At 66.1% G+C, this 26,458-nt stretch carries 23 protein-coding genes; 14 read left to right on the top strand and 9 right to left on the bottom strand.

From position 1 onward, the window contains the following. Positions 1 to 3: 3 nt before the first annotated feature. On the bottom strand, positions 4 to 1,752 hold the full coding sequence (gene recJ, locus LNV28_RS07500; protein WP_263518247.1) for a single-stranded-DNA-specific exonuclease RecJ: 1,749 nt from the start codon (positions 1,750 to 1,752) through the stop codon (positions 4 to 6). Then, positions 1,749 to 2,681 carry a hypothetical protein gene (locus LNV28_RS07495; protein WP_263518245.1) on the bottom strand — a complete coding sequence of 311 codons (933 nt, stop codon included), beginning with the start codon at positions 2,679 to 2,681 and terminating at the stop codon, positions 1,749 to 1,751. The genes recJ and LNV28_RS07495 overlap by 4 nt, the downstream gene beginning before the upstream one ends. A gap of 98 nt (positions 2,682 to 2,779) precedes the next feature. On the opposite strand from LNV28_RS07495, the gene LNV28_RS07490 reads away from it, so the two are divergent. Genes LNV28_RS07490 through LNV28_RS07480 form a run of 3 tightly spaced genes read left to right on the top strand, consistent with a single transcriptional unit; the run spans position 2,780 to position 6,253 of the window. After that, positions 2,780 to 3,676 carry a UDP-2,3-diacylglucosamine diphosphatase gene (locus tag LNV28_RS07490; protein ID WP_318013832.1) on the top strand — a complete coding sequence of 299 codons (897 nt, stop codon included), beginning with the start codon at positions 2,780 to 2,782 and terminating at the stop codon, positions 3,674 to 3,676. 47 nt (positions 3,677 to 3,723) lie between these two features. After that, on the top strand, positions 3,724 to 5,778 hold the full coding sequence (gene ppk1, locus LNV28_RS07485; RefSeq protein WP_263518242.1) for a polyphosphate kinase 1: 2,055 nt from the start codon (positions 3,724 to 3,726) through the stop codon (positions 5,776 to 5,778). A 10-nt stretch (positions 5,779 to 5,788) separates the two neighbouring features. Further along, positions 5,789 to 6,253 (top strand): SixA phosphatase family protein, encoded by a 465-nt coding sequence (locus LNV28_RS07480; RefSeq protein WP_263518240.1) that lies wholly within the window; start codon positions 5,789 to 5,791, stop codon positions 6,251 to 6,253. A 16-nt stretch (positions 6,254 to 6,269) separates the two neighbouring features. Here LNV28_RS07480 and LNV28_RS07475 read toward each other — a convergent pair whose 3' ends face one another. Further along, on the bottom strand, positions 6,270 to 7,808 hold the full coding sequence (locus LNV28_RS07475; RefSeq protein WP_263518239.1) for a Ppx/GppA phosphatase family protein: 1,539 nt from the start codon (positions 7,806 to 7,808) through the stop codon (positions 6,270 to 6,272). A 216-nt stretch (positions 7,809 to 8,024) separates the two neighbouring features. Between LNV28_RS07475 and LNV28_RS07470 the strand changes: the two genes are divergently transcribed. After that, positions 8,025 to 8,801: a ZIP family metal transporter gene (locus LNV28_RS07470; protein ID WP_263518237.1), complete on the top strand. Its 777-nt coding sequence runs from the start codon at positions 8,025 to 8,027 to the stop codon at positions 8,799 to 8,801. Between the two features lie 85 nt (positions 8,802 to 8,886). Here the strand turns inward: LNV28_RS07470 and LNV28_RS07465 are convergent, their stop codons facing one another. The 4 genes from LNV28_RS07465 to LNV28_RS07450 all read right to left on the bottom strand — a co-directional run bounded on the left by LNV28_RS07465 (position 8,887) and on the right by LNV28_RS07450 (position 12,447). After that, positions 8,887 to 9,321, bottom strand: a complete 435-nt coding sequence (locus tag LNV28_RS07465; RefSeq protein ID WP_263518234.1) for a universal stress protein — start codon at positions 9,319 to 9,321, stop codon at positions 8,887 to 8,889. 90 nt (positions 9,322 to 9,411) lie between these two features. Further along, positions 9,412 to 10,275 (bottom strand): sulfurtransferase, encoded by an 864-nt coding sequence (locus LNV28_RS07460; RefSeq protein ID WP_263518233.1) that lies wholly within the window; start codon positions 10,273 to 10,275, stop codon positions 9,412 to 9,414. Beyond that, the gene (locus LNV28_RS07455; protein WP_263518231.1) at positions 10,272 to 11,186 is read right to left on the bottom strand and encodes a DMT family transporter; all 915 of its coding nucleotides are present in this window, start codon (positions 11,184 to 11,186) and stop codon (positions 10,272 to 10,274) included. The genes LNV28_RS07460 and LNV28_RS07455 overlap by 4 nt, the downstream gene beginning before the upstream one ends. A gap of 97 nt (positions 11,187 to 11,283) precedes the next feature. Next, the gene (locus LNV28_RS07450) at positions 11,284 to 12,447 is read right to left on the bottom strand and encodes an aromatic ring-hydroxylating oxygenase subunit alpha (RefSeq protein ID WP_263518229.1); all 1,164 of its coding nucleotides are present in this window, start codon (positions 12,445 to 12,447) and stop codon (positions 11,284 to 11,286) included. 313 nt (positions 12,448 to 12,760) lie between these two features. Between LNV28_RS07450 and xseB the strand changes: the two genes are divergently transcribed. The 4 genes from xseB to folE2 all read left to right on the top strand — a co-directional run bounded on the left by xseB (position 12,761) and on the right by folE2 (position 16,796). Continuing rightward, positions 12,761 to 13,036: an exodeoxyribonuclease VII small subunit gene (gene xseB / locus LNV28_RS07445; RefSeq protein ID WP_263518227.1), complete on the top strand. Its 276-nt coding sequence runs from the start codon at positions 12,761 to 12,763 to the stop codon at positions 13,034 to 13,036. Between the two features lie 29 nt (positions 13,037 to 13,065). After that, entirely contained in the window at positions 13,066 to 13,935 is an 870-nt protein-coding gene (locus LNV28_RS07440; RefSeq protein ID WP_411969938.1) for a polyprenyl synthetase family protein, read from the top strand. An 18-nt stretch (positions 13,936 to 13,953) separates the two neighbouring features. Further along, complete coding sequence (dxs, locus tag LNV28_RS07435) at positions 13,954 to 15,888, top strand: 1-deoxy-D-xylulose-5-phosphate synthase (protein ID WP_263518223.1); 1,935 nt, start codon at positions 13,954 to 13,956, stop codon at positions 15,886 to 15,888. Positions 15,889 to 16,001: 113 nt separating this feature from the next. Beyond that, positions 16,002 to 16,796: a GTP cyclohydrolase FolE2 gene (gene folE2, locus LNV28_RS07430; RefSeq protein ID WP_263518222.1), complete on the top strand. Its 795-nt coding sequence runs from the start codon at positions 16,002 to 16,004 to the stop codon at positions 16,794 to 16,796. 5 nt (positions 16,797 to 16,801) lie between these two features. Here folE2 and LNV28_RS07425 read toward each other — a convergent pair whose 3' ends face one another. After that, positions 16,802 to 17,728, bottom strand: coding sequence for a LysR family transcriptional regulator (locus LNV28_RS07425; RefSeq protein ID WP_263518220.1), 927 nt, complete (start codon positions 17,726 to 17,728; stop codon positions 16,802 to 16,804). 113 nt (positions 17,729 to 17,841) lie between these two features. Between LNV28_RS07425 and lysA the strand changes: the two genes are divergently transcribed. The 3 genes from lysA to ahpF all read left to right on the top strand — a co-directional run bounded on the left by lysA (position 17,842) and on the right by ahpF (position 21,732). After that, a complete protein-coding gene (gene lysA, locus LNV28_RS07420; RefSeq protein WP_263518219.1) occupies positions 17,842 to 19,092 on the top strand; it encodes a diaminopimelate decarboxylase in 1,251 nt (416 codons plus the stop codon). A gap of 333 nt (positions 19,093 to 19,425) precedes the next feature. After that, on the top strand, positions 19,426 to 19,989 hold the full coding sequence (ahpC, locus tag LNV28_RS07415; RefSeq protein WP_263518217.1) for an alkyl hydroperoxide reductase subunit C: 564 nt from the start codon (positions 19,426 to 19,428) through the stop codon (positions 19,987 to 19,989). Between the two features lie 180 nt (positions 19,990 to 20,169). Beyond that, positions 20,170 to 21,732 (top strand): alkyl hydroperoxide reductase subunit F, encoded by a 1,563-nt coding sequence (ahpF, locus tag LNV28_RS07410; protein ID WP_263518214.1) that lies wholly within the window; start codon positions 20,170 to 20,172, stop codon positions 21,730 to 21,732. A gap of 49 nt (positions 21,733 to 21,781) precedes the next feature. Here ahpF and LNV28_RS07405 read toward each other — a convergent pair whose 3' ends face one another. After that, positions 21,782 to 22,372, bottom strand: coding sequence for an exopolysaccharide biosynthesis protein (locus LNV28_RS07405; protein ID WP_263518213.1), 591 nt, complete (start codon positions 22,370 to 22,372; stop codon positions 21,782 to 21,784). Between the two features lie 225 nt (positions 22,373 to 22,597). Here LNV28_RS07405 and LNV28_RS07400 point away from each other — a divergent pair, with 225 nt between their 5' ends. Genes LNV28_RS07400 through LNV28_RS07390 form a run of 3 tightly spaced genes read left to right on the top strand, consistent with a single transcriptional unit; the run spans position 22,598 to position 26,420 of the window. After that, positions 22,598 to 23,473: a TRAP transporter TatT component family protein gene (locus LNV28_RS07400; protein WP_263518211.1), complete on the top strand. Its 876-nt coding sequence runs from the start codon at positions 22,598 to 22,600 to the stop codon at positions 23,471 to 23,473. Positions 23,474 to 23,526: 53 nt separating this feature from the next. Further along, positions 23,527 to 24,546: a TRAP transporter substrate-binding protein gene (locus tag LNV28_RS07395; RefSeq protein WP_263518209.1), complete on the top strand. Its 1,020-nt coding sequence runs from the start codon at positions 23,527 to 23,529 to the stop codon at positions 24,544 to 24,546. A gap of 2 nt (positions 24,547 to 24,548) precedes the next feature. Next, positions 24,549 to 26,420 (top strand): TRAP transporter large permease subunit, encoded by a 1,872-nt coding sequence (locus LNV28_RS07390; protein WP_263518208.1) that lies wholly within the window; start codon positions 24,549 to 24,551, stop codon positions 26,418 to 26,420. Positions 26,421 to 26,458 lie beyond the last annotated feature (38 nt).

Raw genomic sequence — 26,458 nt, 5'->3', positions numbered from 1 at the left:
ATTTTAGGCGCCGGCCTCTTCCGTCATCGCCTCGACGATCATCTGCACCCGCTGCTGACCCTGGTATTCGTCCAAGCTCAGGCGGTAAGCGAGCAAGCCGCGTTCGGGCACCGGCTCGATATGGCTGAACCAGATCGCATCGCGCAAGGCACCGCCCTGGCGAAGGCGCAGCTTGAGGTGGCGCTCGCCGACGATGCGCTGCGAGACGACTTCCACCCGGTCACAGAACAGCGGCGCTTCGAAGGCCTGACCCCAGACCTGGGCGTCCAGGCTGCGCACCGTCTCGGCGGTGAACAGCTCCGGGGCGAGCGGGCCGTCCGTGCGCAAGGTGCGGGTCAGGGCCGCGGCGTCCAGCCATTCGGCCGCCACGGCTTGCAAAGCCTCGTCAAAGCGCTCAAAGCCATCGTCGGCCAAGGTGCAACCCGCCGCCATGGCGTGGCCGCCGAACTTCTTGAGCAGCTCGGGGTGGCGCTTGCTGACCAGGTCCAGGGCGTCGCGCAGGTGAAAGCCCGGGATGGAGCGGCCGGAGCCCTTGAGTTGGCCGTCGGCGCCGCGGGCGAAGACAAAGGTGGGCCGGTGGATGCGGTCCTTCAGGCGCGAGGCAATGATGCCGACCACGCCTTCGTGGAATTCGGGCTCGAACAGAGCCAGGGCGGCCGGGGGCTCACCCTTGAGGCGCGGGTCCTGCATCAGTTCGTCGAGCTTGAACTCGGCTTGCTCGCGCATATCGGCCTCGATTTCGCGCCGTTCGCGGTTGATGGCGTCGAGCTGGCGCGCCAGTTCCAGGGCGCGCGCCGGGTCATCGCTGAGCAGACATTCAATGCCCAGAGTCATGTCCGAGAGCCTGCCCGCGGCATTGATGCGAGGGCCCAATGCAAAGCCCAGGTCGAAAGCGTTGGCACGGCTGCAGTCGCGGCCGGCGGCAGTGAACAGGGCGGCGATGCCCGGCTGCACCCGGCCGGCGCGCATGCGCTTGAGCCCCTGCGCCACCAGGCGGCGGTTGTTGGCGTCCAGCTTGACCACGTCGGCCACCGTGCCCAGGGCTACCAGGTCCAGCAGGCCGTCTAGCTTGGGCTGTGGGGTGCTTTCATAGTGGCCGCGCTGCCGCAACTCGCTGCGCAGGGCCAGCAGCACGTAAAAGGCCACGCCCACGCCGGCCAGGTTCTTGCTCGCAAAGGCGCAGCCGGGCTGGCTGGGGTTGACCAGGGCGTCGGCCGCGGGCAGCTCGACCTGGCCATCGACGAGCGCCGGCAGGTGGTGATCGGTCACCAGCACCTTCAGGCCCAGGGCCTTGGCATGGGCCACGCCGGCCATGCTGGCGATGCCGTTGTCCACCGTCATCAAGAGTTGCGGCCGCAGAGGCAGGGCCAACTCGACGATGGCCGGGGTCAAGCCGTAACCGTGGATGGCGCGGTCGGGCACGACGTAGCAAAGCTGCTCGGGCGCCGCGCCCAGCAGGGCCAGACCGCGCAGTGCAACACTGCATGCGGTGGCGCCGTCACAGTCGTAGTCGGCCACCAGGCAGATGCGCTCGCGCTGCTCGATGCAGTCGGCCAGCAGGCGTGCGGCCTCTTGGATGCCTTTCAGGTCTTCGGGCGGCAGCAAGCGGGCCAAGCCGTCGTCCAACTCCTCGGCGGAGCTGACACCGCGCGAGGCAAACAATCGGGCCAACAGGGGCTCAACACCGGCTTGCTCCAGGGCCCAGGCGGTGCGCGGCGGCACTTCACGGCTCAGCAGGCGGGGCGCGTTCATAGAGCCCCCAGCACGGCGGCGGTGTTGGCGCTCGGTGGGCGCAAACGCTGCCACAGGCTTTGCAGTGCGCTGCTGGGGACCGAGGCATAGCTTTGCGCCAGGCGTTCGCCGCACAGGGTCAGGCGGACCGGGCGTCCATCGCGGGCCAGGTCCAGCCCGCGCGCCACCGGGCCGGCGTCCAGCGCCACCCAGGCCTCGGCCCAGGCGGCCCAGTCGCCGGCCAGCAGCGGCGCGCGCAGGCGCTCGTCCACTTGCAACGCTGCCGGTGGCGCGCCGCCTTCATGGCGGCCGCAGCCGCTGATCCAGACCGAATTGACCGGCAGCAAACCGCGTTGTTCGCGTGCTTCGTTCAGGGCGTGCTCGTGCAGCAGCATCTGGATCTCGTTTTGCAGGCGTCGCAGCAGGCGGGCCTCGGGCATCCAGGCCGCGACATTGCGGGCCAGCACCCGGTCCAGGCTGGCGCAGGCCAGGCCTTGCAGGCTGGCGTGGCCGATCAGCCAGCACTGTGTGTCCACCCAGTGGGCGGCCCAGCCTTCGCCGCTGGGCCAAAGCTCGGCCAAGGCCTCGAACAGCGCGCGTGAGTCGAACTCGCTGAGCTGTAGCTCTTCTGGGTTGCGGGCGGTGATGTGGTCGCTGCCCACGGCCAGGTGCAGCGGCGTCAGCCGTGCCCAGGCCTGGCTGGCATCCAGGCCCAGGCTGTCGGCCAACCAGGCGGCGGTGGGCAACTCGCCCGGCGCGGCGGCGCTGCCGCGCAGCTGAGCCAGGGCCAGCTCCTGCGGGGTGTTGAGGCTGTACTCGTCGTCGCCGATGGCCGCGCCGTCCCGGCTCAGGCGGCCCAGCAGCTCGCTCAAATGGGGCAAGTTCAGTTCGCCAAGACTGTGCTGGCAGGCCTCGCCCAGGGCGCTGGCATGGGGAATCATCAGATGCATGGGGGGATTATCGAGGCCAGCCTCGCTGGTTGCTTGCGTCACACAAGCGTCACAGCCCTGCCATGGCAGCGACATGGCTGCGACCGAGACTGCCGGTCATGCAGCACGACCCCGCCATCACACGCGCCGCCTTGGCCAGCGCTGTCAGCGCCGCAGCAAGTGACGAGAGCGTGAGCGAACTCCCCAGCCGCAGCTATCGCACGGTCTGGATCTCGGACCTGCACCTCGGCACGCCGGGTTGCCAGGCCGCGGCCTTGCTGGAATTCCTTCGTGAAGTGGAATGCGAGCAGCTGTTTTTGGTCGGCGACATCATCGACGGTTGGCAGCTGCGCCGCAGCTGGTACTGGCCGCAGGCCCACAACGATGTGGTGCAGAAACTGCTGCGCAAGGCGCGCAAGGGCTGCCGGGTGATTTTCATTCCCGGCAACCACGACGAATTCGCGCGTAAATACCTGGGCCACAACTTCGGCGGCATTGAGGTCGCCAAGGAGTGGGTCCATGAGACCGCCGACGGCCGCAAGCTCTGGATCACCCATGGGGATCTGTTCGACGGGGTGATCCAGTGCGCCAAGTGGTTGGCCCATGTCGGCGACACCTTGTACGAGCTGACGCTCAAACTCAACCGCCATCTCAACAGCCTGCGCGCCCGCATGGGTCTTCCGTACTGGAGCTTGTCCAAGTACCTGAAGCTCAAGGTCAAGCGGGCGGTCAGTTTCATTTCTGATTTTGAGGTGGCGGTGGCGCGCGAGGCGCGCAAGCGCGGCGTGCATGGGGTCGTCTGCGGCCATATCCACCATGCCGAGCTGCGCGAGATCGACGGCATCCTCTACGCCAATGACGGCGACTGGGTGGAGAGCCTGACCGCCCTGGTCGAGCACGCCGACGGTCAGCTGGAGATCCTCGATTGGAGTGCCCACAGCAGTCTTTTGGCCGGGCGCACTTTGGCGCTGCCGCGGCCGGCCATGGCGCCGGAAGCCGGGCGCACGCTGGCATGAGCCGAATGGCTGTCGGAACTGTCATATTTGGTCCATAAAATGGTCTGATGACCGTATCTCAAGCGCCCGTGGTGCTGCTCAATCGTGAGCAGGCAATTCTTGAATTCAACCGGCGCGTGCTGGCTCAGGCGCAGCGCCCGGATGTGCCGCTGCTGGAGCGGCTGCGCTACATCTGCATCGTGTCCTCCAACCTCGATGAGTTCTTCGAGGTTCGCTTTGCCGACATGCTGGATGCCGCGCGCGATCCGGAGAGCCTGGTCAATAACCGCGATGTCGAACGGGTCGGGCGCGCCGCCCACGCCTTGATCGACGAGCAGTACTCGATCTTCAACGACCATGTGATGCCGGCCCTGCGTGCCGAGCGCATCGTCGTGCTCAACCATGCCGACCGCAACGAGGCACAGCGCCAGTGGGTGGCCAAGTTCTTCGAGCGCGAGGTGAGGCCTTTGCTGGTGCCGGTGGGGCTGGATCCGGCCCATCCTTTCCCCCAGGTGGCGAACAAGTCCCTGCACTTCATCGCTCGCCTCTCGGGCAAGGACGCCTTCGGCCGCGACAACCGCATTGCCATCGTCAAGGTGCCGCGTGTCTTGCCTCGCGTGATCAAACTGCCGGCCTCGGTCAGCGAGGGGCAGCAGGTGTTTGTGCTGTTGACCAGCGTGATCCGCGCTCATCTGGAGGATTTGTTCTCGGGCCGCAAGGTCGAGGCCTTCTCGCAGTTCCGTGTCACCCGCGATTCCGATCTGGAAGTCGATGAGGAGGAGGTGGCCAATCTGCGCCATGCCTTGCGCTCTGGCCTGACCACGCGTCACTTCGGTCGCGCCGTGCGCCTGGAGGTGGTCAACACCTGCCCGGCCGAGCTGTCACAGTTCCTGCTGGAGCAGTTCGCGCTGCCGGTGGCGGCCTTGTACCGCGTCAACGGCCCGGTTAATCTGGTGCGCCTGAACGAGCTGATTGATCAGACGGAGGCGCCCGAGCTGCGTTTTCCCGACCATGAGCCGGTCTGGCCGCAAGGCCGGCTGCCGCGCCAGAAGTCCATGTTTGACCGTCTGCGCAAGGGCGATGTGCTGCTGCACCACCCCTTCGAGAGCTTTGATCCGGTGGTGGAGTTCCTGCGCCAGGCGGTCGAGGACCCCGATGTGCTGGCCATCAAGCAGACGATCTATCGCACCGGCGCCAAGTCGGCGCTGATGGACTTGCTGATCGAGGCGGCGCGGCGCGGCAAGGAAGTGATGGCCGTGGTGGAACTGAAGGCGCGTTTCGACGAAGAAGCGAACATCAACTGGGCCGAGCGCCTGGAAGCCGTGGGCGCGCAGGTGGTGTACGGCATCGTCGGCTACAAGACACATGCCAAACTGCTGCTGGTGACGCGCCGCGAGGGCGCCAAGTTCCGGCGTTATGCCCATCTGTCCACCGGCAACTACAACCCGCGCACGGCCCGTTTCTACACCGACCTTGGCTATCTGACGGCCGACCCGGAACTGACCTCGGATGCTGATGCAGTGTTTCGCCAGCTGGCTTCGCTGGGCAAGATCAAGCCGCCCAAGCGCTTGCTGCTGGCGCCCTTCAATATGCACAGCCGCATGATGGAGTACCTGGCTCAGGTCGAGCAGGCGGCGCTGGCCGGACAGCCCGCGCGGGTGGTTTTGAAGATCAATGCTTTGACCGATCTGGAGCTGATCCAGGCCTTGTTGCGGGTCTCGCAAGCCGGCGTGAAGATCGATCTGATCGTGCGCGGCGCCTGCATGCTGCCGCCGGGCCTGCCCGGCATCAGTGACAACATCGTCGTGCGTTCGGTGGTGGGGCGTTTTCTCGAACACACCCGCATTTGCTACTTCCGCTGGGGCCCCGGCGAGAGCGACGAGGCGCTCTACCTGTCCAGCGCGGACTGGATGAGTCGCAATATGTTCCGCCGCATCGAGGTGGCCTGGCCGGTGCTGGATGAGCGCTTGCGTCAACGGGTCATCGATGAGGCCTTGCTGCCCTATCTGCATGACAGCCTCGATGCCTGGCAGCTGGGTCCGGACGGGCGCTCCAGCCGTGTTTCTGACCATGGCCTCAGCGCCCAGCAGGCCTTGATGCGCCTGTATCACGCCGACAACTGAGCCGCCGAATATGGACCTGATTCTGTGGCGCCACGCCGAAGCTGAACTCCTTGCTGAGGGTGGCTGCGATCTGGAGCGCCGCCTGACCGCCAAAGGCGAGCGCCAGGCACAGCGCATGGCCGCCTGGCTGAATGAGCGACTGCCGGACGATTGCCTGGTGCTCAGCAGCCCGGCCGCACGCACCCATGCCACCGCCTTGGCCCTAGGCCGAGACCTGCACTTGCTGCCGGCCCTGGCGCCCGATGCCGAGCCGGAGGCCTTGCTGGCGGCTGCGGGCTGGCCTGAGCCGACCCACCAATCCGTGCTGCTGGTGGGGCATCAGCCGACCCTGGGGCGCCTGGCTGCGCGCTTGTTGGCCGGCCAGGATCAGGCCTGGGCGGTCAAAAAAGGCGCGGTTTGGTGGCTGCGAGCGCGCGAGCGCGCGGGCCGGCGTGAGCTGACCCTGGTGGCGGTGCAGGGGCCGGATCAGCTCTAAACAGGCCTCCTTGCGTTCAAGTGCTCAGCTGCAGCTCCAAGACCTCGGAGCGCGCCCAGGCCTGGGCTTCTTCCTGCAGCAGATAGAGCGCGCGCGGCTGCGTGTCGGGCAAGGCCTTGGGCAGGTTCAACACGATCTGACGGCCGTTGCGGCGCAAGGTCAGGGCCTTGGGTTCGGTCACGCCGCGTGCATGGCAGGCGATCACGGCCAGGCGCAGGCTCAGCAGCTGCCAGAGCAGGCTTTCGTCGCTCATCTGCGCTTCCAGCTTGCGCAGGCCGCCGCGTTGACCCAGGGCCAGATCGGCCAGCCGACGCAGCTGGTCTTGCGAGAAGCCGGCCGCGTCGACATGCGAGAGCAGGTAGGCGCTGTGGCGATGGTGGTCGTGGTGCGAGACCATCATGCCGATTTCATGCAAGGCGGCGGCCCAGGCCAGCTCGCGCTGCAGGGCTCGGCTGGCACGCGGCGCCAGCTGCTTGTACAGGCGTAGAGCCAGTTCTTGCACACGCGCGGCTTGGGCCAGGTCGACGCCGAAGCGTTTTTGCAGCGCCGCCACCGAAGCTTCGCGCATGTCCAGCACGGTGGCGCCATCGCCGGCGCGCTCGGTTTCCAGGCGTTCGACCAGGTCGAAGATCACGCCTTGGCGCAAAGCGCCCTTGGCGGGCAGCAGCTCACGGATGCCGAACTGGGTCAGCAAGGTGTAGAGGATGCAGAGGCCGCCGCCGACCACGGCGCGGCGGTCTTCTTTCAGGCCGGGCAGGTTGAGCTGCTCCATGCTGCCCGCTTCCAGGGCGCGTTCGATGCACCAGCGCAGCGCCTCGGGCGTGATGCGGCCGTCGGTCTGGCCGCTGGCGGCAAGGATCTGGGCGACAGCGCCAACCGTGCCTGAGGAGCCCAGGGCTTCCTGCCACATCGAGGGTTTGAACAAGGCAAAGGCTTCTTCCAGTTCAGCGCCGGCCGCCACTTGCGCGGCACGGAAGGCTTCGGCGGTGAACTGGCCGTCTGGGAAAAAGCGCAACGACAGGCTGACGCTGCCGACCTGGAAGGATTCGGCCGTGATCGGCTTGCGGCCACGGCCCAGAATCATCTCGGTCGAGCGGCCACCGATGTCGATCACCAGGCGCGGCAAGGTCGAGGGCTGCAGACGGGCGACGCCGGCGAAGATCAGGCGTGCTTCTTCGCGGCCGGAGATGACTTCGATCGGGTAGCCCAGCGCTTCTTTGGCGCGTGCCAGAAAGGCATTGCGGTTGCGCGCCTCGCGCAGGGTCTGGGTGGCCACGGCGCGCACGCGTGCGGCCGGAAAGCCTTCCAGGCGGCTGGCAAAGCGGCGCAGGCAGTCCAGGCCGCGCTGCATGGCGGCTTCGGTCAGCATGCCTTCACCGTCCAGTCCGGCGCCCAGGCGCACGGTTTCTTTCAGGTATTCCAGGCGCTTGTACTGGCCGCGTGGCAGGTGGGCGATCTCCAGTCTGAAGCTGTTGGAGCCCATGTCGATGGCGGCAAGCGGGGCGGTGGCCGGCACAGAGAGCTCGGCGGCGCGGGAGGCGGCAGGCAAATTCATGGCGGCATTGTCGTGGCAAACCGATGGCATCTCTGTGTCGGAGTCGCGCAGTCGCTCGCTTGACAGGCTTGCTAAGATGAAGAAGAAAGCCAATGCAGGGTGCCAGATGCACCGCCGCTTGGCTGCAGGGAGGCTGGTTCAGCCTCCCCTTGTTTTTGTGACCGGCACTTTTGGGGCCGGTGTGGGCGCCACGAGGCGCTCGCCACCTGGAATGACATGACTCTGTTTTATATCGTGCTGGCCACCTTCAGCGGCGGCCTGCTCTCGGTGCTGATTGCCGCCAGCGTCACCGTCAGCCTGCTCGGCCGGGTGGTCAAGCACCTGGTCGGCCTGTCCACCGGGGTGCTGCTGGGCACGGCCTTGCTCCATGTGCTGCCCGAGGCCTTTGAAAGCCAGGCCAGCCCGCATGCCCTGTTCATGACCTTGCTGGGCGGCCTGATGTTCTTCTTCCTGTTGGAGAAGGCCGAGCTCTACCGTCACACCCACCATCACGAAGGTGATGGCCACCACCATCACCATCATTTCGATGTCGAGCAGGCGGGCCGGGGCGGCTTGAGCGTGCTGGTCGGCGACAGCATCCACAATTTCTGTGACGGCATCATCATCGCCGCCGCGTTTCTGGCCGACCCGCATTTGGGCCTGGTCACCTCGCTGGCCATCATCGCCCATGAGATTCCGCAAGAGGTCGGCGACTACATCGTGCTGCTCAATGCCGGCTTCTCGCGCGGCAAGGCCTTGCTCTTCAATGCCATCTCGGGTCTGGCTGCGGTGGTCGGTGGGGTGCTCGGTTACTTTGTGGTCGGCCCCTGGGAAAGCCTGTTCCCGTTTTTGCTGGTGGCGGCCAGCAGCAGCTTCATCTATGTCGCCGTGGCCGACTTGATCCCACAGTTGCAGCGCCGCTTGCCCCTGCGCGAGACCTGGCTGCAGCTGCTCTGGCTGAGTGCCGGCCTGGCCATTCCCCTGGTCGTGGTGGCGCTGTCAGGCAAGCATTGAGCTGAGTCGGCGCGCCAGCGTTCCAGCAAAAAGGGCCGGCGCTGCGTATTTGCAGCCCGGCCCTTTGTCTTGTGTGCGCTGGGCTTCAGCGCACGACCAGCACTGGCACCTTGCAGTGGGTGAGCACCTTCTGGGTCTCGCTGCCCAGCAAGAGCGCTTGCACGCCGCGGCGGCCATGCGAGGCCATGACGACCAGATCGCAGTCGTTCTTGGCCGCGTACTCGATGATGGCCTCCCAGGCGTGGATGGCCTCGAGCGTGTGGCCTTCATGGGGCACGCCGGCGGCTTCGCTCAAGCCCAGCACGGCCTTGACGCGGGCGCTGGCAATGCGCTCCTGCGCGTCGAAGAATTCCTGCGGCGGGGTCGGCTGCATTTCCGACACGGCGCTGTAGGGAAAAGGCTCCTTGACGCTCAGGGCATAGACCTTGGCGCCATGGAGCTTGGCCATGGCGATGGCGGTGTGGATGGCCTTGGTGGAAATGTCTGAGCCGTCAGTGGGCACCAGAATGCGCTTGAACATGGCGAACCTCCGTTGTTGTGGACTTCAGTTTCGTAGCGGCAGAGCTCGCCCATCTTGCGCTATGTCAAGTGAATTGCCCAGTCCACGCTTTCAGCCCTTGGCCACCGGTCGGCTCGGGTCGGACGACCACTCACTCCAGGAGCCCGGGTAGAGGCGTGAACCTGTGAGCCCCGCGTGTTCCATGGCCAGCAGGTTGTGGCAGGCCGTGACACCCGAGCCGCACTGATGCACCACCTCTTCGGGCCGGTAGGGGGCGAGCAATGCGCTGAACTCACGGTGTAGCTGCTCGGGCGACTTGAAGCGGCCATCCTCTTGCAGATTGTTTTTGAACAAGCGATTGCTGGCGCCGGGAATATGACCAGCCTGTGCGTCCAGGGGCTCGACTTCCCCGCGGAAACGTTCGGGCGCACGCGCGTCGATCAGGCGGACGCGGCCCAGTTCTGCTCGCAACTGTTCGGCGTCTAGGCTGCCGACCTGGCTGTCTTGCAAGACCGGGCTGGCGGCCTGGCCCAGGGCCGGGGCATGGCTGAGCGCGCCGCCGCTGGCCAGCCAGGCTGCGTGCCCGCCATCCAGCACCGCCACTTCGGCGTGGCCGATCCAGCGCAGCATCCACCACAGCCGCGCTGCATACATGCCGCCTTGGCCGTCGTAGACCACGGCTTGCAGACCCGGGCGCAGGCCGATGGCCGCCATGCGTGTGGCGAAGTCAGCGCGGTCCGGCAAGGGGTGGCGGCCTCGGAACACGCCGTCCGGTCCGGTCTGCGCGGCACTGAGGTCGCGGTCCAGATGCAGATAGTGAGCGCCGGGGATGTGGCCCAGGGCATGGTTGCGCTCGCCGGCTCCGGTGTCTGCGAGGTCGAAGCTGGTGTCGACCAGGAGCAAGGGCTGGCCGGCGGCCAGGGCTTGCTGCAACTGGGCGGCGGAAATCAAGGTTTGATAGTTGCTGTGGCTCATGGGCGGCTTTGGTCTTGGGGTGGCGACGCCGGCGATTGTCTACCGGCTTGCGCCCAGCTGGCGCCGACGCCGGCCGCCACAATCAGGGCCATGCCGGCCAGGGTGCCGGCATCCACGGCCTCGCCGAAAAACAGCAGGGCGTAGCCGACCGAGAAGACGATGCCGAGGTACTGCAATGCGGCGTTGACCAGAGCTTTGCCGCGGCCATAGGCGCGCGTCATCATCAGCTGGGCTGCGGTGGCCAGCAGGCCCACGGCCAGCAGCAGCGCCAGGCCTTCCGGGCTGTGTCCGTGCAGGCCTTGCGTCAGGCCCAGTTGCTGCATGCCTGCGGTGATCAAAGCGCCGGCCAGCACGCCGCCCAGTGAGAAATAGAAGACCACCCGGTATTCGGGCTCGCCGGCTCGGCCCAAGCCAGCCACCTGCAAATAGGCCAGGGCCGAGAGCATGCCGGCGACCAGGCCGATCAGGCCGGCGCTGATTTGGTCTTGCGCCAGGGTTGGGCGCAGCACCAGGGCCACGCCGACAAAGCCCAGCAGCACGGCGGCCACCAGGCGTGGCCGCACCGGCGCGGTCTTGAACAGCAGAGCGCCCAGAATCATGAACACTGCCATCCAGACCGAGGACATATAGCTCAGCGTCATGGCCGTGCTCAAAGGCAGCTGGCCGATCGAGTAGAACCACAGCGACAGGGCCAGCACCCCGGCCAGGCTGCGACCGAAATGCTTGAGCGGCACTTGGGTGCGCAGGCTCTTGCCCTGGAAGGCCGCCATGCCGGCCACGATCAGCACGCCGATCAGGCTGCGGTACATGACGATCTCGCTGGCGTCGTAGTGGCGCGAAGCCAGCTTGACGCAGACGCCCATGCTGGCGAACAAGAAGGTGGCGGCGACGATCAGCAGGGAGGCGGACATGGAGGGCAGGGCAAGCTTGGGCGTGGACTCAGAAAAGACAACGCCCCGGCAGGCAAGCTGCGCAGGGCGTCGAAGGAGGTTTTGTCGGTCTGGGCGCTCAGCGGTCCAGCTTCATCTCTCGCCGGTACCACTGGTGGAAGTGGCGCATGCCGTCTTCCATCGGGCTTTGGTAGGGGCCCACTTCGTTGTCGCCGCGTTCCATCAGCGCGCGTCGGCCTTGGTCCATGCGCAGGGCGATCTCATCGTCTTCCACACAGGTTTCCATATAAGCGGCTTGATGGGCCTCGACGAAGTCGCGCTCGAAGGCGGCGATTTCCTCGGGGTAGTAGAACTCGACGATGTTGGCGGTCTTTTGCGGCCCTTGCGGGAACAGCGTGGACACGACCAGCACATGCGGGTACCACTCGACCATGATGTGCGGGTAGTAGGTCAGCCAGATCGCGCCGGACTCGGGCGGGCGGCCCTCGCGGTACTTGAGCAGCTGTTCATGCCAGCGCTGGTAGACCGGCGAGCCGGGCTTGGCCAGGTCTTTGTGGATGCCCACGGTCTGCACCGAATGGTGCTCGCCGAACTCCCAAGCCAGGTCGTCGCAGGTGACGAATTGGCCCAGGCCCGGGTGGAAGGGGCCGACGTGGTAGTCCTCGAGGTAGACCTCGATGAAAGTCTTCCAGTTGTAGTCGCACTCATGCACATGGACCTTGTCCAGCACATAGCCCGAGAAATCGAGTTGGGCAGCTGCCCCTAGATTTTTCAGCGAGGCGGCGACATCGTGACCGTTGTCCTCGAACAGCAGGCCGTTCCACTCGCGCAGCGGGTAGTTGTTCAGGTTCAGGCAGGGGTCGTGGTCGAAATGCGGCGCGCCGATCAGCTCGCCCTGGAGGCTGTAGGTCCAGCGGTGCAGAGGGCAGACGATGTTGCTGCGGGTGTTGCCACGGCCGCGCAGCATCACGGCCTGGCGGTGGCGGCAGACGTTGGAGATCAGCTCCAGGCCCTGCGGGGTGCGCACCAGGGCGCGGCCTTCTTTTTCCTGCGGCAGGGCGTAGTGATCGCCCACCTCCGGCACGGCCAGGGCGTGGCCGATATAGCGCGGGCCGGCCTTGAAGATCAGCTCTTGCTCGCGCTGGTACAGGTCCGGGTCGAAATAGGCGGTGACTGGCAGCTGGCTGGCTGCACTGGGTGCTGCGGTCGAAGCTGCATGGGCAGTCGCGCCGGAGCTTTGTGGTGTTTCAATCAATGAGAGGTCGATGCTCAGGTCGGACATGATCCAAGTGGGTCTCCTAGAAACCGGGGTGTCGGCCTGTGCCGATGTGGCCCCTGACGGGGCTCGATGGGAAAATTGGGTGAGGCGACGGGAGCCTAGGCCCCAGCCCCGGCAGGGGGCGAACCGTTTGCGCTCTGACCGGCAAGCGGCCACTGGGCCGCGAGCAGGCAAAGAGGCGGGATTGTACCCAGGCCGGGCGAAATGCGCTGTCTCATGGCGCCACAGATGGCCGGCACTGCGTGGCAAGCTTGTTACAGATCAAAAAAGTCGTGCTGAGCGGACTGACTACAATCGAGGTTTGCTTGAACGAACAATGACCCGATCCAGCAGTGCCTCCAAAGCCGCAACCAAAGCCGCCTCTCCCCAGGCGGCTGAGGATCTGGCGCACCTCAGCTACGAGCAAGCGCTCGGCGAGTTGGAAGGTTTGCTGGCCGATATGGAGGGCGGCCAATTGCCGCTTGATCAGTTGCTGGAGAGTTACAAGCGGGGTGCCGGCCTGTTGGGCTTGTGCCGATCGCGACTGCAGGCCGTAGAACAACAAGTCAAGGTGCTGGAGGGCGAGGGATTGAAACAATGGGGAGAATCCTGAGCGTGGATGCTGGTGTGTTTGAACAATGGATGCAGCGCTCGCTCGCTGCTTGCGAAACCGCTTTGGATGGATTCGTCCCGGTAGATGCCCCGGCCGGTATCGGCGAAGCGATGCGCTACGCCGTGCTCGACGGTGGCAAGCGCTTGCGCCCCTTGCTGGTTTTGGCGACCGGTGAGGCTGTGGCGGGTCATGCCGAGGCCGCCATGCGCGCAGCTTGTGCCGTGGAGCTGATCCATGCCTACTCCCTGGTGCACGACGACATGCCCTGCATGGACGACGATGTGCTGCGTCGCGGCAAACCTACGGTGCACGTCAAGTTCGGCGAGGCCCAAGCCATGCTGGCGGGCGACGCCATGCAGGCCTTGGCCTTTGAGGTGCTGACGCCGGACGCTGCGGATTCAGACATGGCGCCCGCTCTTCAAGCGCGTCTGTGCAGCCTGCTCGCCCGCTCGGCCGGTCATGCCGGCATGGCCGGCGGCCAGGCCATTGACTTGGCCAGTGTGGGCAAGCAATTGGACGAATGCACCCTGCGTGATATGCACCGCCGCAAGACCGGCGTGCTCCTGCAAGCCAGTGTGATGATGGGTGCGGCCTGTGGTGACATCAGCCCCATGGCCCGTCAATGCCTGTCGGATTACGGCGCGGCCCTGGGGCTGGCCTTCCAGGTGGTCGATGACATCCTTGATGTGACCCAGGATTCGGCTGTGCTGGGCAAGACCGCCGGCAAGGACCAGGATGCCAACAAACCGACCTATGTGTCGGTGCTGGGCCTGGAGCCGGCTCGCAATCTGGCGCGCCAGCTGCGCGATGACGCACACCGCGCCCTGGCGGCCAGCGGACTGCGCAACACCGCCTGGCTGGGCTTGTTGGCCGATATGGTCGTGGAACGAGACAACTGAGAAGCCGCGGCACCATCCATGAGTGACTCCCTGCTGCATACGATCAACAGCCCGGCCGATCTGCGCCGGCTGCCGCGCACCGACCTGCCCAGGCTGGCCGGCGAGCTGCGTGCCTATGTGCTGGACACCCTGTCCAATTCGCGCATCGGCGGCCATTTGGGCTCCAATCTGGGCACGGTCGAGCTGACCGTGGCTCTGCACTATGTGTTCAACACCCCGCATGACCGCCTGGTTTGGGATGTCGGCCACCAGACCTACCCGCACAAGGTCCTGACCGGTCGCCGCGAGGCGCTCAGCACCATCCGCCATATGGGCGGCATCAGCGGCTTTCCGCGGCGCGACGAAAGCGAGTACGACACCTTCGGCACCGGTCACTCGAGCACGTCCATTTCGGCGGCCCACGGCATGGCCATGGCCGCCAAGATCAAGGGTGAGGACCGCAAGGCCGTGGCCATCATCGGCGACGGCGCGATGACGGCCGGCATGGCTTTCGAAGCGCTGAACAACGCCGGCGTCGCCCATGGCGGCGTGCTTGGCGATGTGCTGGTCATCCTGAACGACAACGACATGTCGATCAGCCCGCCGGTGGGTGCGCTGAACAAATACCTGGCCCGGCTGATGAGCGGCAGTTTCTACACCACGGCCCGTGAAGGCGCCAAGTCGGTGCTCAAGAACACGCCGCTGTATGAGTTCGCCAAGCGCTTCGAGGAACACACCAAGGGCATGGTTGTGCCTGGGACCATCTTCGAGGAGTTCGGCTTCAACTATGTCGGCCCAATCGATGGCCACGACCTCGATTCCCTGATTCCGACGCTGGAGAACCTGCGCAGCAAGAAGGGCCCGCAGTTTCTCCATGTGGTCACCAAAAAAGGCCAGGGCTACAAGCTGGCCGAGGCGGACCCGGTCAAGTACCACGCGGCGCCGGGCAAGTTCGACCCTTCGGTCGGCTTCGTCAAGTCGGCCACGCCGGCCAAGACCAGCTTCACCCAGGTCTTCGGCGACTGGCTCTGCGATATGGCCGAGGCCGACAGCCGCCTGATCGGCATCACGCCGGCCATGCGCGAAGGCTCGGGCATGGTGGAGTTCCACAAGCGTTTCCCGACCCGCTACCACGATGTCGGCATCGCCGAGCAGCATGCGGTGACGGTGGCCGGAGGCATGGCCTGCGAGGGCATGAAGCCGGTGGTCGCCATTTATTCCACCTTCCTGCAGCGTGCCTACGACCAGTTGATCCACGATGTGGCCCTGCAGAACCTGCCGGTGCTGTTCGCGCTGGACCGTGCCGGTCTGGTCGGTGCCGATGGCGCCACCCATGCTGGCAATTACGACATCGCCTTCACCCGCTGCATCCCAAACATGGCGGTGCTGACTCCGGCCGATGAAAACGAGTGCCGCCAAGCGCTCTACACCGGCTTCCAGCACAGCGGCCCGGTGACGGTGCGCTACCCGCGCGGCGCCGGTGTCGGCACCGAGATCCAGAAGACCATGAGCCTCTTGCCCTGGGGCAAGGGTGAGCTGCGTCGGCAATCGAGCAAGCCGCAGTTGTCTGGCGCAGCCGGCGCGCCGCGCATCGCCATCCTGGCTTTCGGTACCTTGCTCTACCCGGCCCTGGAAGCGGCTGAGCAACTCGATGCAACCGTGGCCAATATGCGGTTTGTGAAGCCGCTCGATGTCGAGCTGGTCACCGAACTGGCGCGCAGTCATGACGCCCTGGTCACCGTGGAAGACGGTTGCCTGATGGGCGGTGCCGGTTCGGCGGTGATGGAGGCTTTGCAGGCGGCTGGCCTCAATCCGCCGGTGCTGGTGCTGGGCCTGCCCGATGAATTCATCGAGCATGGCGAGGTGCCCAAGCTGATGGCAGCTTGCGGCCTGGACGCCAGCGGCATCGAACAAGCCATCCTCAAGCGCTTCGGCGCTCGGCCTAGCTTGCTGCGTCCCGCGGCCAATCAGTGAGCGTTTTGCGAAGACCTTGCCTCGGCAAGGTCGGTCGCTTGCTGGCAAGCTGAGGCTCTCAGGGTTATCCCGATATTTCAGCGGCCGCATTGCCGGGCTGCGCACCAGATTGCATGAACCAAGTCACCAGCGCCCTCCACATTCCCGACACCCAGAGCGAGCGCGATGAGCGCCACCTCGTCATCCAGCGCGTCGGCGTCAAGGATGTGCGCTACCCGCTGCAGATCCAGATCGGCACGCAGGCGCAGCCCACCGTGGGCACCTGGACGCTGGACGTCAGCCTGCCGGCGGAGAAGAAGGGCACGCACATGTCCCGCTTCGTCGCCTGGCTCGACGCCCTGCAAGCGCCGCTGGATGCAGGCTCCTTGCGTGAACTGCATGGCCAGATGCTGGCCAAGCTGGAGGCGGTCGAAGGGCGCATCGAAGTGGCGTTCAGCTTCTTCATTCGCAAACGCGCGCCGGTCTCGGGCATCGAGAGTCTGTTGGACTACCAAGGCCGCCTGATCTCTGAGACCCGCGCCGGCCAGACCACGGTCTGGGCTGAGGTGGCCGTGCCGGTCAAGAGCCTGTGCCCCTGCTCCAAAGAAATCTCCGACTACGGCGCCCACAATCAGCGCTCGCTGGTGACCGTGCGTGCCGAAATCGGCGCTCAGCCGGTCAGCTGGCAAGAGCTGGTGCGTTTCGCCGAAGAAAGCGCCTCCAGCGAAATCTGGCCCCTGCTCAAGCGCAGCGACGAGAAGTGGATCACCGAGCACGCCTACGAGAACCCCAAGTTCGTCGAGGACTTGGTGCGTGATGTGGCTCTGCGTTTGAACGCTGATCCGCGCATCGGCCGCTACACCGTCGACGTGGAGAACTTCGAGTCCATCCACAACCATTCGGCTTACGCGCGCATCGAGCGGCTCTGACAGATTCAGCGGAGCGCTTGCTCCAAGGCGCGGCTCATGCGCTCAGCCTGAGCCTGCAGCGACTGCAAAAAGCTCTGTGCCAGCGGCTGCGCCGGCCGGTACAGCGGCAGCAGGGCCGAGACCTGAAAAGGCACGGATACGCTGAATCGGCGTAGCTGCAGCCCAGAGCCGGCCAGGGCCAGCGCCGTCAAGGGATTGACGATGGCCAGGCCTAAGCCTTGCTGCACCATCGCGCACACGGCCACGGCGCTGTGGGTTTCCACGCGCAGACGGCGCTGTACGCCGGCATCAGTGAACAAGGCATCCAGCTGCAGCCGGTAAGGGTCCTCGGCCGAGAGGCTGATGAAGTCCTGGCCTTCAAAGTCGGCCGGCTGCAGGACCTTTCGCTCCAGGAGCGGGTGGCCCGCAGGCAACACACACACCTCATCCAGGGTCAGCACCGGCACTCGCTGTGTGCCCTCGGCGCTGTGCGCCTGCTGCTCGCTCAGGCCCAGGTCGAAGCGCTGGGCGGCCATCCATTCCTCCAGCAGTGGTGATTCCTGCGGCGTGATGGACAGCTGGGCCGCCGGGTGGGCGGACAGAAAGTCGGCGCAGGCGGCGGGTAGCAGGGCATGGCTGAGCGCCGGCAGGCAGAGCACGGCCAGCTGCACCTGTTCGTCTCGACCCAGCTGAGCGGCGCGGCTGCGGATGCGGTCCAGTCCCTGGTAGCTGCGCTGCACTTCCTCGAACAAGGCCAGGCCCCGCGCCGTGGCGCGCAGGCGGCCGCGTTGACGCTCGAACAAGGCATAGCCCAGCAGTTGTTCCAAGCGGGCCAGCTCGCGACTCAGCGTCGGCTGCGAGCTGCGCAGCAGCAAGGCAGCCTCGGTGACGCTGCCGGCCGTCATGACGGCGCGGAACACTTCGATATGGCGCAGGCTGATGTCAGGGCTCATGCCGATAGCATATCCAAAGTGAATGAACTGTAGAAAAATCAATATTTGAATGAATGGCGTGGCACTGGCATTCTTCGCTCATTCCCTGAACCCCTGCCCGCGAGAGACTGCCCATGCCTGCTGCAACCCTGACCCCCACCCGCCTGCAAAGCCTGGCCCAGAACTTCGGCACGCCTTTGTGGGTCTACGACGCCGGCATCATCCGTGAGCGCATCGCTGCGCTGCGGGCTTTCGATGCCATCCGCTTTGCGCAAAAAGCCTGTTCCAACACCCACATCCTGCGCCTGATGCGCGAGCAGGGTGTCAAGGTCGATGCCGTCTCGCGCGGCGAGGTGCTGCGTGCCTTGGCGGCCGGTTACCGCGCCGATGGCTCGGTGCATTCGGACATCGTCTTCACGGCAGACCTGCTGGACCGCGAGACCCTGGCGACCGTGATCGAGCACCAGGTGCCGGTCAATGCCGGCTCCATCGACATGCTGCACCAGCTGGGCGCCGCCTCACCCGGCCACGGCGTCTGGCTGCGCATCAACCCCGGCTTCGGCCACGGCCACAGCAACAAGACCAACACCGGCGGTGAGCACAGCAAGCATGGCATCTGGCACGCCGACCTGCCGGCCGCCCTGGCGGTGGTGCAGTCGCGAGGCCTGCGCCTGATCGGCCTGCACATGCACATCGGCTCGGGCGTGGACTACCGCCACCTGTCCGAAGTTTGCGGCGCCATGCTGGACCTGGTGCGCCAGGTGCAGGCCGCGGGCATGGACCTGCAGGCAATCTCGGCCGGCGGCGGCTTGTCCATTCCTTACCGCGCCGGTGAGCCGGTCATCGACACGGCGCACTACTTCGGCCTCTGGGATCAGGCGCGTCAGCAGGCGCAAACCCTGCTGGGCCACGCGCTGCAGTTGGAAATCGAGCCGGGCCGCTACCTGGTGGCCGAGAGCGGCGTGCTGCTGGCCGAGGTGCATGCCAGCAAGGATGTGGGCCGCAACCATTTCGTGCTGGTCGACGCCGGCTTCAACGAGCTGATGCGCCCGGCCATGTACGGTGCCTTCCATGCCATGAGCCTGCTGCCCGTCGATGGCAAAGAGGCGCGCGCCGAGCGGCCCACGGTGGTCGCCGGCCCGCTCTGCGAGTCGGGTGATGTGTTCACGCAAGTGGACGGCGGCGTGGTCGAGCCGCGCCTGCTGCCGGCTGCCCAGGTCGGTGATGTGCTGGTCATTCACGACACCGGAGCCTACGGCGCCTCCATGTCCAGCAACTACAACAGCCGCCCGCTGGCGGCCGAAGTGTTGGTCGACGGAGAACAGCAGCGCTTGATCCGCCGCCGGCAGACCGTGGAAGAGCTGCTGACGCTGGAATCCTTCTGAGAGCTTGAGAGTTTTCTACTGCGCGGCCGCCATGCGTCGTTGGTCCGGTGCTCGGAATCCTCACGTACAGGAAGTACGTTCCGGTTCCTGTGCTCCGTCCGCCTAGCCTGACGGCCGCTCGCTACGAAAACTCACAAGCTTTGCGCGCATGACGGTGGCATGACGTTCCGACATGGCCCCCGATAGTCCGGCTCAATAGGCTCAAGCAATGACAGTGATTTGATTAATCAAACCAGCAAGCCGGGGCTTGCTTTTATGATTCGTCCATCGCAGGTTTTCGAGCTTGTCCTGTTCTTTTTGTTCCGTTCTGTCTTTCAACCCAAAGGAAACGTCATGTCCCTGATCAACACCCAAGTCCAGCCCTTCAAGACCGAAGCCTTCCACAACGGCAAGTTCATCACCGTCAGCGACGAAAGCCTGAAGGGCAAGTGGTCTGTGCTGATCTTCATGCCGGCTGCCTTCACTTTCAACTGCCCGACCGAAGTGGAAGACGCGGCCGACAGCTACGCTGAGTTCCAAAAGGCTGGTGCCGAGGTCTACATCGTCACCACCGACACCCACTTCTCGCACAAGGTCTGGCACGAAACTTCGCCGGCCGTGGGCAAGGCCAAGTTCCCCCTGGTCGGCGACCCGACCCACAAGCTGACCCGCGCTTTCGGCGTGCACATTGAAGAAGAAGGCCTGGCTCTGCGCGGCACCTTCGTGATCAATCCGGACGGCATCATCAAGACCGCCGAAGTTCACTCCAACGAAATCGCCCGTGACGTGTCGGAAACCCTGCGCAAGCTGAAGGCCGCCCAGTACACCGCCGCCAACCCCGGCCAAGTGTGCCCGGCCAAGTGGAAGGAAGGCGCCAAGACCATCGCTCCTTCGCTGGACCTGGTCGGCAAGATCTAAGAAGTCTCTTAACTTCGATCTGATCGAATGAAGATTGAATTCGCAGGCCCGGGAGGGCTTGCGAATCCCCCAGCGCAAGGCTTGATGTCAAAGCAACGCTGAAAGCGTCCCGGCCTCCGCCAGGGTGTTTTCAGAGTGGCTTTGTAGCGCCACGCCTGAACAACACCTAGGAGAGTCACCATGTTGGACGCCGCCCTGAAGTCCCAGCTCAAGTCTTATCTTGAGCGCGTCACCCAGCCTTTCGAGATCATTGCCAGCCTGGACCAGCGCGAGGCCTCGAGCGAATTGCTCGGCCTGCTGCAGGACATCGCGGCCATGTCCGACAAGATCATCCTCAAGACCGACGGCCAGGCCGAACGCCGCCCGTCCTTCGCGCTGAACCGCGTCGGTTCGGACATGAAGCTGAGCTTCGCCGCCATTCCGCTCGGCCATGAGTTCACCTCCCTGGTGCTGGCCCTGCTGTGGGTGGGCGGCCACCCGCCCAAGGTCGAGCCGGAAGTGCTGGATCAGATTCGCAGCCTCGACGGCGACTACAGCTTCGAGGTGTACATGTCCTTGAGCTGTCACAACTGCCCGGACGTGGTGCAGGCGCTCAGCCTGATGGCCGTGCAGAACCCGCGCATCCAAACCGTCATCATCGACGGCGGCCTGTTCCAGGACGAGGTCAATGCCCGTGAGGTCATGGCCGTGCCCAGCATCTACCTGAACGGCCAGGTCTTCGGCTCCGGCCGCATGACGGTGGAAGAAATCGTCGCCAAGCTCGACAGCAGCACCGCTGGCAAGGATGCGGCCAAGCTCTCGGCCAAAGAGGCGTTCGATGTGCTGGTGGTCGGCGGTGGCCCGGCCGGCGCGGCCGCCGCGGTTTATGCGGCGCGCAAGGGCATTCGCACCGGCATCGCCGCCGAGCGCTTCGGTGGCCAGGTCAACGACACCTTGGCGATCGAGAACTACATCTCGGTGCTGGAAACCGATGGCCCCAAGTTCGCCATGGGCCTGGAAGCCCATGTCAAAGCCTATGGCGTCGATGTGATGAATCTGCAGCGCGGGGACAGTTTGATTCCGGCCGCTGAACCCGGCGGTCTGGTCGAGATCAAGATGGCCAATGGCGGCTCGCTGAAATCCAAGACCGTGATTCTGAGCACCGGCGCGCGCTGGCGCAATGTCAATGTGCCGGGCGAACAGCAGTACAAGAACAAGGGCGTGGCCTACTGCCCCCATTGCGACGGCCCGCTGTTCAAGGGCAAGCGCGTGGCGGTGATCGGTGGCGGCAACTCCGGCGTCGAAGCCGCCATCGACCTGGCCGGCTTGGTGGCCCATGTCACCCTGATCGAATTCGGTGAGGCCTTGCGGGCCGACGCAGTGCTGGTCAGCAAGCTCAAGAGCCTGCCCAACGTCAGCATCCACACCCAGGCGCAGACCACCGAGCTGACCGGCGACGGCCACAAGCTCAACGGCCTCAGCTACACCGACCGTGCCACGGGCGAGGCGCGGCACATCGAGCTGGACGGCGTGTTCGTGCAGATCGGCCTGGTGCCCAACACCGAGTGGCTCAAGGGCGTGGTCGAGCTGAGCAAGCATGGCGAGATCGTCGTCGACGCCAAGGGACAGACCTCGGTGCCGGGCGTGTTCGCGGCCGGTGACGCCACCACCGTGCCCTACAAGCAGATCATCATCGCCGCTGGTGATGGCGCCAAGTCGGCCTTGAGCGCTTTCGATTACCTGATGCGCCAGCCGGCGGTCTGAGCGTGGCGATGCAGTAGAGCCGGACTGGCGCCTGGGTTCGCCTGCCGCTTCAGCCGGCACCCAGGCTGCGCCAAACCGGGCCCAGGCCCCAGGCCCAGGCCGCCGCAGCCAGCGCTGCGGTGTAGAGGCAGGCCAACAGGCCGGCGCCCAGCGCGTACAGCACCAAGAGGCCGTCGCGCAAGGCCAGGGCCAGTCCCAGCAGCGCCACGCTGAGGGCCGGCAGCACATTGCCCAAGGGCAAGGGCAGGAAGATCAAGGCCCCCATCAAAGCCACCAGCGCCGCCATCCCGGGTTGCGGGCCGGGCTGCGGCAGCAGGCCCGGCAGGCGCTGCGGGCGCGCGAAGCGGCCCGCTTTTCCGTAGAGCCAGGCCATCAGCAGCAAGGCTCGGCGCGCCCAGCGCGCCGGCATCTGAAAACCCGCCACCCGCTGCGGCAGTGCACCCAGGCGCTCGCCGCGCCACAAGGGCAGTGCCAACATCATGAGCGCCAGGCCCATGACATTGCCCACCCCCGGCACCGGCAGCACGCAAGGGGCCGCCAGCAGCAGCAAGAGCGAGCCCAAGGCGGCGGAGCCTTGCCAGGCGGCCAGCTGAGCCAGGGTGACAGGTGCTGTCGTCAGACCCTCGGCCGCAGCGCGCAAGCGCTGTTGCGGTGAAGGTGGCGGCGGCTCCTCCGTCGCTGGCAGTGGGTGAGTTGTTGGGTCGGCCGACATAGGGATTCAAGTGTCCCCGGCGCGTGTGACGGCCGTGTGCGGCGTTGCTGTGACAGCGCATGCGCAGCTTCATGACAGCGTCACGGCTTCTTCATCAAGCCTGCCTAGACTCGCCAGCCATTGGTCGACCCGGCCGCTTCTTCGACCACACCCATGATGGCCCGACTCCTCGGTCTGCTCTTGCTGGCAAGCCTGCTCAGCGCCTGTTCACCGCGGCTGCTGCTGGTGCGCGGCGTGGCCGATGAGTTGGCCAGTCAGGGCCAGGCGGAGGAGGAAGACCTGGGCCTGGCGCGTGAGGCCGGCGCTTTTTACCTGAAGCTGTCGGAATCGCTGCTGCGCCAGACCCCGGACCATCTCGCCCTGGCCGAATCGGTGGCCGGCGGCTTCACGCAGTACAGCTATGCCTTTGTGGCTTTCGAGGCCGAGCGCCTGGACGGCCGCGATGCCCGCGCCGCGCAGCTGCTGCGCCAGCGCGCCGCTCGCCTGTACCAGCGCGCCCAGCGCCACGCCATGACGGCGCTGGAGCTACATCATGGCGGCACCCTGCTGAAAGCCTTGCAGGGCGGCCAGCCTCTTGCTGCGCTGCCGGCGCTGCCGCCCGAACAAGTGGGCCTGGCCTACTGGGCCGCGGCTTCTTGGGGCGCGGCCATTTCTCTGTCCAAGGACCGCCCCGAAGCCGTCGCCGATCTGCCCACGGTGCAGCGCCTGGCCGAGCTGGCCTGGGCGACCCGGCCCGAGCATGGCGACGGCGCGCTGGCCGCCTTGCTGGGCACGCTGGAGGCGGCCCGCCCGGGCGGCAGCAGCGCCCGCGCTGAAGCCCTGTTCGCGCAGGCCATCGCCGCCGGCGGCGGCCGCAATGCCGGTGTCTACGTCGGCAAGGCCGAGTCCCTGGCCCAGCCGGCCGGCGACCGCGCGGCCTTCGATGCCTTGCTCCGCCAGGCCTTGGCCGTGCCCGGCAACAGCCTGGGCAACCAGGTGATGCGCGTGCGCGCGCAATGGCTGCTCGACAGCGCCGACGATTTGTTCTGAGGCCGGCGCGGCCTCTAGTGCCCCCTCTCACTCCGCCGAACCGCGAATCCACCATGACACGATTGAACCGCCGCCACGCCGCCGCCCTCTTGCTGGCCCTGTCCACCGCTGCCACCTCTTGGGCGCAAGCGCCGGTGCAGCTGCGCATCGGCAGCCTGGTGCCCAAGAACTCGCAATACCACCAGCAACTGATGGAAATGGGCGAGGGCTGGCGGGCGGCCCAGGGCGGCAATGCCCGTTTTGTGGTGTTCACCGATGGCAGCCAAGGCGGCGAGGCCGAGCTGGCGCGGCGCATGCGCATCGGCCAGTTGCAAGGCGCGCTGATGTCGGTGGTGGGCTTGCGCGAGATCGAGCCGACGGTGGCCGCCTTGCAGAACCTGCCCCTGCTGTTCCGCAGCTGGGAGGAGGTCGACCATGTGCGCGAGAAGATGCGCCCGGCCATGGAGCAGCGCTTTCTCGAACGCGGCTTTGTGGTGGTGGCCTGGGGCGATGCCGGCTGGGTGCGCTTCTTCTCCAAGGAGCCGGCGTCGCGGCCCGATGACTTCAAGCGTATGAAGTTCTTTGCCTGGGGTTCGGAGCCCGAGCAGCAGGCCATCATGAAAAACCTCGGCTACACGCCGGTGCCGCTGGAAACGGCCGACATCCTGCCGGCCATGCAGACCGGCATGATCAGCGTGGTGCCGTCGACGCCGTATTTCGCCCTGGCCAGCCAGATCTACAACACCGCCTCGAACATGCTGGACATCAACTGGGCGCCCATCGTCGGCGCCCTGGTGGTCACCAAGAAGGCCTGGGACGCCATGACCCCCGCGGCGCAGCAGGCGCTCAAGAGTGGCGGCGAAAAGGCCGGCTTGGCGATGCGCCAGCAGGCGCGCCGGGAGGTGGACGAAGCGGTGGAGGCCATGAAGAAGCGCGGCCTCAAGGTCAACAAACCCTCACCCGAGCAGATGCGCGAATGGAATGAGCTGGCCGAGCGCCTCTACCCGCGCATCCGCGGCAGCATGGTGCCGGCCGAGACCTTTGACGAGGTGTTCCTGCACCTGAAGGCTTACCGCGCCGGCAAGGGGCAGTGAGCATGCTCTTGGAAACGGCGTCGGACCCCTCCAACACATCAGCGCCCAGCAGCTTGGCTCAGAAGCTAAGCCGGTTTGACGAAGGCCTGGCTTCACTGGCCCTGGCCCTGATGGTGCTGCTGCCTCTGGCCGAGATCGCGCTGCGCCCGTTGATGGGCCGCGGTATCGAGAACGCCTCCGTGCTGGTCCAGCATCTGGGCCTGCTGCTGGCCATGTTCGGTGCCGTCGCGGCCGAGCGTCATGGCCATCTCAGCACCTTGGGCAGCGGCTTGGGGCAGCGTGGCAGTGAGCGCAGCCGGGCCCTGGTGCAGGCGGCGGCCAAGGGCAGCGCCGCGCTGCTCTGCGGCATGCTGGCCTGGGCCAGTTGGAGTTTTGTCGCCAGCGAGCTGGAGACGGCGCATCCGCTCGCCTACGGCCTGCCGACCTGGTGGGTTCAGGCGGCCATGCCGCTTGGTTTTGCCCTGCTGGGGCTGAGGCTTGCCAGCCGTTGCGCTCAGGGCCTGTGGCTTCGCTTGGCCCTGTGTTTGGCCCTGCCGCTGGCCGGCTGGCTGTTGGCCGCAGCCGCTGATGGTCAAGGTGGCCCGCTCTGGCCGGCGCTGACCCTGCTCCTGCTGGCGCTGCTGGCCGGTGCGCCGGTGTTCGCGGTGCTGGGCGGCTTGGCGCTGGCCTTGTTCTGGAGTGATGGCCTGCCGCTGGCCTCCATCGCGCTGTCGCATTACCAGATCACGGTCAACCCTTCGCTGCCGGCCTTGCCGCTCTTCACCCTGGCCGGCCTGGTGATGGCGCGCACCGGCGCGGCGCAGCGCCTGGGAGCCTTGTTTGTGGCCTTGTTTGGCGGCGGCGCGCGCGGCACAGTGTTGGCGGCGGCGGTGCTGTGTTCGGCCTTCACCGCCTTCACCGGCGGCAGCGGCGTGACGATTCTGGCGCTTGGCGGCCTGCTGCTGCCCTTGCTGCGCAATGCCGGCTACCCGGAGCAGCGCGGCATCGGCCTGGTCACCAGTGCCAGCGCCCTGGGCGTGCTGCTGGCGCCCTCGGTGCCGCTGATCATGTATGCCGTGATCGCCCGCGTGCCCATCATGGACATGTTCCTGGCGGGCCTGCTGCCGGCCCTGGTGATGGTGGCTTGCCTGCTGCTGTTCGGTGGCTTTCTGCGCGGCAGCGCGCCCGCTGCATCAGAAGTGGGAGTACGGCCCAATCTGCGCCAGGCCCTGGCGGCGGCCTGGTCGGCCAAGTGGGAGCTGCTGGCGCCTGTGGTGGCGATCGGCTCGCTGGCCAGCGGCCTGGCCACGCCGACCGAGAGTGCCGCGCTGACGGCGGCCTATGCCTTGCTGACCCAGGCGCTTGCCCACCGCGAACTCAGCTGGCGCCTGCTCGGGCGCTGCCTCTCGGAATGCGCGCAACTGATCGGTGGCGTGATGCTGATCTTGGGCATGGCCCTGGCGCTGACCAATTTCCTCGTCGATGCGGGCATCCCCGATCTGGCGGTGGAATGGGTGCAGGGCGCGATCCCCAACAAATACCTGTTCCTGCTGGCGCTGTGCGCGTTTCTGTTCCTGGCCGCCGCCTTGATGGAGATCTTCGCCGCCATCGCCGTGCTGGTGCCCCTGTTGCTGCCGCTGGCCCAGAGCTATGGCATCGACCCGGTCCACTTCGGCATCATCTTCCTGGCGGCCATGGAAGTCGGTTTCCTGTGCCCGCCCGCCGGCATGAACATCTACTTTGCTGCCGCGATGTTCGACAAGTCCATCCGCTATGTCGCCCGCGCGGTGCTGCCGGCCATGCTGGCCATCTTCGCGGGCACGCTGCTGGTGGCGCTGCTGCCGGTGCTCAGCACCGGGCTGGCGGCGCTGTTGGCACGAGCACCCGCCGGCTGAGAGCTTGTGAATTTTCTACTGCGCGACTGCCATGCGTC

It is taken from the genome of Paucibacter sp. DJ2R-2 (assembly GCF_025717675.1).
Classification (GTDB): Bacteria; Pseudomonadota; Gammaproteobacteria; order Burkholderiales; family Burkholderiaceae_C; genus Paucibacter_A.
The sequence above is the reverse complement of the archived record's forward strand: the minus strand, read 5'-3'. Positions and strand labels throughout refer to the sequence as shown.

Excerpts from the sequence above, each read along its gene's own strand:
- recJ (WP_263518247.1), bottom strand. The coding sequence starts at position 1,752 with ATGAACGCGCCCCGCCTGCTGAGCCGTGAAGTGCCGCCGCGCACCGCC.
- LNV28_RS07495 (WP_263518245.1), bottom strand. The coding sequence starts at position 2,681 with ATGCATCTGATGATTCCCCATGCCAGCGCCCTGGGCGAGGCCTGCCAG.
- LNV28_RS07490 (WP_318013832.1), top strand. The coding sequence starts at position 2,780 with ATGCAGCACGACCCCGCCATCACACGCGCCGCCTTGGCCAGCGCTGTC.
- ppk1 (WP_263518242.1), top strand. The coding sequence starts at position 3,724 with ATGACCGTATCTCAAGCGCCCGTGGTGCTGCTCAATCGTGAGCAGGCA.
- LNV28_RS07480 (WP_263518240.1), top strand. The coding sequence starts at position 5,789 with ATGGACCTGATTCTGTGGCGCCACGCCGAAGCTGAACTCCTTGCTGAG.
- LNV28_RS07475 (WP_263518239.1), bottom strand. The coding sequence starts at position 7,808 with ATGAATTTGCCTGCCGCCTCCCGCGCCGCCGAGCTCTCTGTGCCGGCC.
- LNV28_RS07470 (WP_263518237.1), top strand. The coding sequence starts at position 8,025 with ATGACTCTGTTTTATATCGTGCTGGCCACCTTCAGCGGCGGCCTGCTC.
- LNV28_RS07465 (WP_263518234.1), bottom strand. The coding sequence starts at position 9,321 with ATGTTCAAGCGCATTCTGGTGCCCACTGACGGCTCAGACATTTCCACC.
- LNV28_RS07460 (WP_263518233.1), bottom strand. The coding sequence starts at position 10,275 with ATGAGCCACAGCAACTATCAAACCTTGATTTCCGCCGCCCAGTTGCAG.
- LNV28_RS07455 (WP_263518231.1), bottom strand. The coding sequence starts at position 11,186 with ATGTCCGCCTCCCTGCTGATCGTCGCCGCCACCTTCTTGTTCGCCAGC.
- LNV28_RS07450 (WP_263518229.1), bottom strand. The coding sequence starts at position 12,447 with ATGTCCGACCTGAGCATCGACCTCTCATTGATTGAAACACCACAAAGC.
- xseB (WP_263518227.1), top strand. The coding sequence starts at position 12,761 with ATGACCCGATCCAGCAGTGCCTCCAAAGCCGCAACCAAAGCCGCCTCT.
- LNV28_RS07440 (WP_411969938.1), top strand. The coding sequence starts at position 13,066 with ATGCAGCGCTCGCTCGCTGCTTGCGAAACCGCTTTGGATGGATTCGTC.
- dxs (WP_263518223.1), top strand. The coding sequence starts at position 13,954 with ATGAGTGACTCCCTGCTGCATACGATCAACAGCCCGGCCGATCTGCGC.
- folE2 (WP_263518222.1), top strand. The coding sequence starts at position 16,002 with ATGAACCAAGTCACCAGCGCCCTCCACATTCCCGACACCCAGAGCGAG.
- LNV28_RS07425 (WP_263518220.1), bottom strand. The coding sequence starts at position 17,728 with ATGAGCCCTGACATCAGCCTGCGCCATATCGAAGTGTTCCGCGCCGTC.
- lysA (WP_263518219.1), top strand. The coding sequence starts at position 17,842 with ATGCCTGCTGCAACCCTGACCCCCACCCGCCTGCAAAGCCTGGCCCAG.
- ahpC (WP_263518217.1), top strand. The coding sequence starts at position 19,426 with ATGTCCCTGATCAACACCCAAGTCCAGCCCTTCAAGACCGAAGCCTTC.
- ahpF (WP_263518214.1), top strand. The coding sequence starts at position 20,170 with ATGTTGGACGCCGCCCTGAAGTCCCAGCTCAAGTCTTATCTTGAGCGC.
- LNV28_RS07400 (WP_263518211.1), top strand. The coding sequence starts at position 22,598 with ATGATGGCCCGACTCCTCGGTCTGCTCTTGCTGGCAAGCCTGCTCAGC.
- LNV28_RS07395 (WP_263518209.1), top strand. The coding sequence starts at position 23,527 with ATGACACGATTGAACCGCCGCCACGCCGCCGCCCTCTTGCTGGCCCTG.
- LNV28_RS07390 (WP_263518208.1), top strand. The coding sequence starts at position 24,549 with ATGCTCTTGGAAACGGCGTCGGACCCCTCCAACACATCAGCGCCCAGC.